This is a genomic window from Stenotrophomonas sp. STEN030, from assembly GCF_056759995.1.
In genome coordinates this window covers 95,221-102,500 of sequence record NZ_JBRREB010000008.1, presented here as the reverse complement: position 1 = coordinate 102,500, position 7,280 = coordinate 95,221, and the positions used below count along the sequence as shown (strand labels likewise).

Genomic DNA, 7,280 nt, shown 5'->3' with positions numbered 1-7,280 from the left:
TCACTTTTTGTTGCAGAGCGGCAGATTGGGGGTTGGGGCCAGAGTTGGCAAAGTGCCGGGGTGTTTTGGGGTGGCTTTGGCTTCTTGTGGCGCTTTTCGCCCCTTCCTTATGTGCGGATCAGAAGCGTGGGCGTGGCGCTGTCGGCTTGCTGCGGGTGCTTGTTGGCACGTTGGCCAAGACGGTGCGGCCGCTTTTCTGTGCTAAGAGCTGCCCTCACCCCAACCCCTCTCCCGCACGCGGGAGAGGGGCTTTGTCTTCGGCTGGCTTTGCTGGGACCTGTTGGTCTGCTTGCTGGGCCACAATGCGGGTTGATCCGTCGCACCTCTATATATAGATGACCAATCCGGCTCCGCGTTCGTTCTTTCGTGATCTCTCGCTCCCTGCGGTGGTTGCCGGCTTCATTACGGTGTTGGTGGGCTTTGCCAGTTCGGCGGTGATCGTGTTCCAGGCGGCGCAGGCGCTTGGCGCCGGGCAGGCCGAGATTGCATCGTGGATGTGGGCGCTGGGCATCGGCATGGGTGTGACCTGTATTGGTCTTTCGCTGCGCTACCGGGTGCCGGTGGTGACGGCCTGGTCCACGCCAGGGGCGGCGATGCTGGTGGTCGGGGCGACCACGCTGCCGCTGTCCGATGCGATCGGTGCGTTTGTGCTGGCCGCGTTGCTGGGCACGGTTGCCGGTTTCTCGGGGGTGTTCGAGAAGGCGATGCGGCGGATTCCGGTGTCGCTGGCCTCGGGCATGTTGGCCGGGGTACTGCTGCGCTTTGGCCTGGATGTCTTTGTATCGGTGAATACCCAACCGTTGCTGGTGCTGCTGATGTTTGCCACCTATCTGATCGGGCGGCGCTGGTTGCCACGCTATGCAGTGATCGCGACCTTGCTGGTGGGTGTGGCGATCGCCAGCGGCAAGGGGCTGATGCATATGGAACAGGTGCAGCTGCAGATGGCGTTGCCGGTGTTCACCGTGCCGACGCTGTCATGGGCTGCGTTGTTCGGCATCGCCCTGCCCTTGTTCATCGTGACCATGGCTTCGCAGAACGTCCCGGGCGTGGCGGTGTTGAAGGCTTCCGGCTATGACGCGCCAATATCGCCGGTGATCGGTTGGATCGGCGTGGTCAATACGGCGCTGGCGCCGTTCGGTGGCTATGCCTTGAATCTGGCCGCGATCACGGCGGCGATCTGCATGGGCCGGGATGTTCATGAGGACCCGGCGCGGCGCTACACGGCTGCAGTGAGTGCTGGCGTGTTCTATATCGTGATCGGCTTGTTCGGGGCGACCGTGGCGGCGGTGTTCGCCGCGTTCCCCAAGGAGTTGATCGCGACGCTGGCCGGTATCGCCCTGCTCGGCACTATCGGCAACAGCCTGGCGGTGGCGTTGAAAGAAGAGGCCGAACGCGAGCCGGCGCTGGTGACCTTCCTGGTGACGGCGTCGGGGCTGTCGATGGCCGGCATCGGTTCCGCGTTCTGGGGCTTGGTCGCCGGTGTGATCACCTTGCTGGTATTGCGCCGGCCTGCGCCGCTGCGCTGAACTCACAGCCGGGTAGTCAGTGCGCGCCTGCTCGTGGAGCAGGTGCGCACTGAGACGGTTCACGCAATCGTGTACGCAAGCATCGCATTGATCGCGACCATCACGAATACCCCGGTCACCACGGCTGCATTGCTGGTCCCGCCACGCATGCGCAGCGTCGCCCGCAACGCGCGAGCGCCCCCGGTATTGGCAGACGTCGCCTGCTGGATCTGCTTCTGCGCGTGCTTCAGGTAGAACGCATTGCCCAGACCACCTGCGGCAACCGCAATACCGATAGTGACGCCCCATGCCGCCAGATCAGGGATGCGCATGATGCGCAGCGTGGTTGTCAGCAGCACGGATCCGCCGCCCCACAGCACGGCCAGCGCGTACATCTTGCGGTAGAGCATCCACATCACACCGAAGCAGAATGCCGGCCAGTGCCAGGTATCTTTGGCATTGGGATGTTTTCCATCCAGATGCCACTTCCTGCGGTATTTTTCAAAATTATTGCCGACAAAATCGGCGTAGGGCTTCAACCTGTCGTCCATCAGCGCGAGCGGCTCGCCGACAACGGCAGCCGGGGCCGCGTACGGATTACTGCCTTCGTGGCTGCCTTCAGCTGGCTCCGGCCAGGCCAGCTCCTGCGCGAAATCCTGCAGCGGTTGCCATTGCTGCATGCCCGCGCGCCATACCAATGCTGACTGCGCCAACCCACCCGCGGCGAACAGCTGCTTCATCTGTGCGGTGGCGAGCGGCCCCTGCCGCTCGTGCTGTGCATCGGTGTAGTACCACTGCGTATTCGGCATCGCTTCTTCCTTGAGAGGACAACGGCTGACTTCATGGCAACTACAAGTCACGCATATACGTCTTACAGGCAACATCCACGCATCAAAGCGGTTTGACCTCGAACACCTGCTTGAGGGTGTGGCGGCCGCCGGGCGCCAGCTCAATCACGTCAGGGCCGGCGTTGGCGGCTTCCACGCAGACGTAGTTGCGCCACGCTGCACCGATGTCGTCCATTTTCGCGGCACCGGCTTCGCCTGCATTCCAGACCACAGCAGTGCGGCTGCCGCTGGTGCTGATATCGATGGCCCGCTTGAAACCCGGGTCACGCAGCACGTAGTGACCACCGGCCTGGGTGTAGAGACGGTCGCTGCGGCCCGGATCACGCGGGTCACGCAGGTTCCAGTCGCCTTTCTGCACATAGGCGTTGCCGTTATCGAGCTTGTCCAGATAGGTGAGCCCGTCCAGGCCGGCTACATCCACCTTCAAGGCATCGCTGACATTGAAGTAATTGTGCAGGGCCTGGGTGAAGCTGGTCGGCTGGCTGCCGGTGTTCTCGGTGATCAGCTCCTGCTCCAGGGTACGGCCGATGCGCACCACCATCTGCAGGCGCAGGCTCAGGTTCTCCATCGGCGGCGGTGCCAAAGTCAGCACCACGCTGCCATCGGCTTCGCGGCGGGCGTCGCGCAGCTGCCAGGCAACAGTGCGTACGAAACCATGCGCAGGCACGTCATTGCCCTGCCCTTGCCGCGAGAAGTACGGCCAGCACACCGGTGCGCCACCGCGGATGGGCGTGGGCGGTTGCTTGGCAGTGGGCGAGAGCCACATCACCTCCTGGCCTCCATTGGGCACGAAGGACAGCAACTGCCCGCCGAACACGCTGATGGCAGCAGTAGAGAACGGGGTTTCCACCTTCCAGGCGGTGAAGCCCTTGAAGTCGCCTGTGCTCAGGCCCTGCACATCCTTCATTGAAACGCTGCTCCGTACGATCGGTGATTGGACAAGTTGCTGGTAATTGGGTGGTAGCTGGAACACCGTCGGCTGCGCCGGCTTGGCGCTGCGCAGTGCCTGCAGGATGCGGGTGCCGGCACGGCCGTCTGCGTTCTTCCAGCCGAGGCGCTGCTGCTCGACCTGGATGGCGCGGCGGGTGGCGGTGCCGACCATGCCATCGGCGCTGCCGATATCGTGGCCGCGCGCGAGCAGCAGGGTCTGCAGTTCGCGACGCTCATCGCGGCCGATGCCGGGGTCATCGGTAGGCCAGGCTGCGCTCAGACCAGTGCCGCCGCGCAGGCGATCGGCCAGGGTGGCAATGGCCAGCGCGTAACTCTCGGCGGCGTTATAGGAATAGATCGCGTCGTAGTTGCGGAACACCAGCAAGGCCGGGCCCTTGGCACCGGCCGGCAACAGCAGGGCGGCGTTGCTGTCGTCAGCGATGGCCGACGCCTGCAGCGGCTTGCCGTCGGCCAAGGTGATGCCCAGCGCGCGCCAGTCCGCCAGCGGCTTGCGCTTGGTGCGGCCGGCGAGTGCGGCGTTGAAATTGGCAGGGATGCGTACTTCCACGCCCCACGGCTGCCCGGTACGCCAGCCCGACTGCTTCAGGTAGTTGGCGGTGGAGGCCAGCGCGTCAGGGATGCTGGCGACCAGGTCACGGCGGCCATCGCCGTCGCCATCCACGGCAATGCGCGCATACGTCGACGGCATGAACTGGGTGTGGCCGAAGGCGCCGGCCCATGAGCCGGTCAAGCCTGCCGGGTTCAAATCACCCTTATCGATCAGTTTGAGCAGGGCCAGCAGTTCGCCCTTGAAGAAGGGCTGGCGGCGGCCGTTGCAGGACAGGGTCGCCAGCGACTGCAGCAACGGGCGCTTGCCGAACACGCGGCCGTAATCGCTCTCCACACCCCAGACCGCGACGATGGTGGCCGGATCGACACCGTACTGCGCGCTCACCTGGTCCAGCAGCGCGCGATGTTGGCTGAGCAGCGCGCGGCCATCGGCGATACGACGGCTGTCGACCAGTGAGGCCAGGTAATCCCAGGTGGGGGTGGTGAACTCGGGCTGCGCGTCGAGCAGCGGCAGCACGCTCAGGTCGGGGGTGATGCTGCTGAAAACCTGGTCAAGCTTTTCGCCGCTGATGCCTTGGGCAACGGCGGCGGTCTTGAGTGAGGCGCCACAGCTGCCGAAGTCGTTGATCGCGGCCTGGGCAGAGAGGGCCAGCGTCAGCGCTGCCAACGTGGTGCCTGCACGCAGCAGATTGATCGGGTTCATCCATACGCTCCTTGCACTGGAGCTTGATGATAAGCGGTGTGGTTGCGTTTGGTTGTGGGAGCGGCGTGAGCCGCGAGGCTGAAGTTGTTTGGGGAGGCGAATGCCAAAAAACACCCCTCCCCAACCCTCCCCTGCGCGTAGCGCAAGGGAGGGAGCGAAAGCGTAGTGCCGAGCCATGCTCGGCAGAGGCTTCACCGGTAAGGCTCCAGCCGAGCATGGCTCGGCTCTACCTATGGATTCCTGCTATCTGCCTTCCCCTGCGCTGCGCAAGGGAGGGGGCTAGGTGCCGGCGGCGTCCAGGTAATACCAGCGGCCGTCGATGCGTTGGAAGCGGCTGTGCTCGACCATCTTTACCGCGCTGCCACCGCCTACGCGGTAGCGGGCGGTGAACTCGACCTCGGCCGTGTCGTCGCCCGTGACTACATGACGCTGCACAGTCAGGCCCAGCCATTGCGTGCGCTGGCCGGGAGCGTCTTCCAGCGAGAGCGTGGCCGGGCGGGTGTCCGCGTGCCAGCTGGCCAACAGGTAGTCGGCGTCCTTGAGCACGTAGGCGCTGTAGCGCGAACGCATCAGTGACTCGGCATCCGGCGCGGCTTCGCCGGCGTGGTAGCGGCCACAGCAGGCGGCGTAGGTCTGATCGCGGCCGCAGGGACAGGGAGAAGTGGGAGATGTCTGCATCGCAGCATTTTCATCCACAGGCGTCGCGGTTCCAAGCGATGACCCGGCGCGCTGAGCGTCTGGCGTCGCATCCTGCGCCGGAGTGGCCATGCTGGCGTTGATTCTCCCGACCTGCCGTGGCCACTGGCCCTCACTGTACCCATGGTAACGGCCAGCGTCAGTGTCGCCGTGGTCGGCTCGCGGATGGCGCTGCGGGCAGCACGCCATTGATCTGCAAGCTTTTCCTTGCGTTGGAGGGGTTGTTCATCGTGCGCAAGGCGTGGGACAGCTTGGGCGGGTGTAACCACACTGTTTTTGGACAGTTATCTGCATATTGTTTTTGGGGCGATTCACGTCACATATTTGCGCGACTCCCGCCAATCCCCGGATGGGGCACCCATGAAACGCCGCCATCTGATCGCTGCAATTTTCCTGTTTGCAGGTTTGCTGCTGGGCTGTCTTCCGGTGTTCTACGCGTTGCATCAAGCCCGACAACAAGCCATCGGCGACAAGTACAAGGAACTGGATGATGTGGCGCAGGGGCTTGATCGGCGGGTGCGCAACGCGCTCGCTATGCTGGTCAAAATGCATGCCGAAATGTCGGCCAGTGGCGAGGCCGCCTGCAACCCTGCAGGCATCCAGCACCTACAACAGGTAGCGGCGCGAACCCAGATTTCCATTGCGGCGTTGTATCTGGAAAACCACCGCGTGGTCTGTTCCTCCAGCGATCCGTTGATGCAGCAGTTGGTGCTTGGGCCGGCGTCGCCGAGGCGCGCCGATGGCATCCGTGTCTATTCCGATGCGCGACTGCCCGGCGTGCAGGATCGCAGCTATGCGGTATTGGAGAAGGAGGGTTATGCGTTGCTGGTATACCCAGAGGGTGTGATTGCGCCGTTCGTTCGCGCCGACCTGTCGTTGGGCCTGTTCACTCCTCGCAACGGCCTGTACAGCGTTCGCGACGGGGTCATGCTCGATCACTGGGCATCACCAACCACTACCACGCGCGCAGCTAGCCATTTCCTGGATACCGATGCCGGTTACCTGGTGGCGCGGCACATCATGCAGACCGGCGACACCGGGGTGATCGTCGCCACGCCAATTGCCAATATCGATGCGCGCATGGCTCGGTTCGGGCGCTGGTTCATCCCGGCGGGTATCGTGATTGGCTTGAGCGTGCTGGCTAGCGTGCTACTGCTCAGCCGGCACCAGCTCTCACCACGCAACCAGTTGCTGCGGGCACTCAGAAGGGGCCACTTCTTCCTGCTGTATCAGCCGCTGATCGATCTGCACGATGGCCGCTGCGTTGGCGCCGAGGCGCTGCTGCGTTGGCAGTACGAAGAGGCCACGGTACTACCGCCTGACCGCTTCATTCCCATCGCTGAAGAATCCGGGCTCATCCAGCAGATCACACGACAGGTGTTGCACCTGGTGGAAAAGGACATGAGCAGCTTCCTGCGGCGTATGCCGGCCTTCCGCCTTGCGGTGAACCTGGCTGCCAGCGATCTGCAATCGGAGCAGACGCCGAAGCTGCTGGGCCAGATGCTGCAGAACATCGGCCCGGGTTGTGGCCAGTTTGTGGTGGAAGCCACGGAGCGTGCGCTGTTGCAAGAGACCAGTGCATTGAGCGTGCTCGACGCGATCCGCGCACTGGGCATAGAACTGGCCATCGATGATTTCGGCACCGGCTATTCCAGCCTGGCCTACCTGGCCACCTATCCGTTCGACATCCTCAAGGTGGACAAAAGTTTTACCTCCACCGCCTGCACCCAGGCGGTGACCAGCCAGGTAGCCGAGCACATCCTCGACCTTGCCCATACCCTGGGCATGCAAACCTTGGCCGAGGGTATTGAAACCACGCAGCAGGCCGACTTCTTCCGCTGCCGGGGGGTGTTGTATGGCCAAGGCTATCTGTTCGGCCGGCCGATGAGCGCCGAAGCGCTGTTTCAGTTTGTGGCTGACGACACCCGTGCGTATCAACCTGCGCCGCGCGAGCAGCTGCCGCACGCCTAGCGCACGCAGTCCGCTTTGGACTAGCGTGTCGCCGGGTATGTTGGCAGGTACCAACTG

General features: G+C 63.7%; 5 protein-coding genes. 2 read left to right on the top strand and 3 right to left on the bottom strand.

From position 1 onward, the window contains the following. Positions 1–335 precede the first annotated feature (335 nt). Positions 336–1,526, top strand: coding sequence for a benzoate/H(+) symporter BenE family transporter (locus ACVOLR_RS04380; protein WP_481535355.1), 1,191 nt, complete (start codon positions 336–338; stop codon positions 1,524–1,526). A 59-nt stretch (positions 1,527–1,585) separates the two neighbouring features. Here ACVOLR_RS04380 and ACVOLR_RS04375 read toward each other — a convergent pair whose 3' ends face one another. From ACVOLR_RS04375 to ACVOLR_RS04365, 3 genes are all read right to left on the bottom strand, one after another. Then, complete coding sequence (locus ACVOLR_RS04375) at positions 1,586–2,314, bottom strand: GYF domain-containing protein (RefSeq protein WP_481535354.1); 729 nt, start codon at positions 2,312–2,314, stop codon at positions 1,586–1,588. Positions 2,315–2,396: 82 nt separating this feature from the next. Continuing rightward, positions 2,397–4,556 carry a lytic murein transglycosylase gene (locus tag ACVOLR_RS04370; protein ID WP_481535353.1) on the bottom strand — a complete coding sequence of 720 codons (2,160 nt, stop codon included), beginning with the start codon at positions 4,554–4,556 and terminating at the stop codon, positions 2,397–2,399. A gap of 279 nt (positions 4,557–4,835) precedes the next feature. Next, entirely contained in the window at positions 4,836–5,234 is a 399-nt protein-coding gene (locus tag ACVOLR_RS04365) for a YchJ family metal-binding protein (protein ID WP_481535352.1), read from the bottom strand. A 378-nt stretch (positions 5,235–5,612) separates the two neighbouring features. Between ACVOLR_RS04365 and ACVOLR_RS04360 the strand changes: the two genes are divergently transcribed. Then, positions 5,613–7,223, top strand: a complete 1,611-nt coding sequence (locus tag ACVOLR_RS04360) for an EAL domain-containing protein (RefSeq protein WP_481535351.1) — start codon at positions 5,613–5,615, stop codon at positions 7,221–7,223. Positions 7,224–7,280: the final 57 nt, after the last annotated feature.

Bases quoted from the DNA above. Each gene is read 5' to 3' on its own strand.
- ACVOLR_RS04380 (WP_481535355.1), top strand. From the start codon at position 336: ATGACCAATCCGGCTCCGCGTTCGTTCTTTCGTGATCTCTCGCTCCCT.
- ACVOLR_RS04375 (WP_481535354.1), bottom strand. From the start codon at position 2,314: ATGCCGAATACGCAGTGGTACTACACCGATGCACAGCACGAGCGGCAG.
- ACVOLR_RS04370 (WP_481535353.1), bottom strand. From the start codon at position 4,556: ATGAACCCGATCAATCTGCTGCGTGCAGGCACCACGTTGGCAGCGCTG.
- ACVOLR_RS04365 (WP_481535352.1), bottom strand. From the start codon at position 5,234: ATGCAGACATCTCCCACTTCTCCCTGTCCCTGCGGCCGCGATCAGACC.
- ACVOLR_RS04360 (WP_481535351.1), top strand. From the start codon at position 5,613: ATGAAACGCCGCCATCTGATCGCTGCAATTTTCCTGTTTGCAGGTTTG.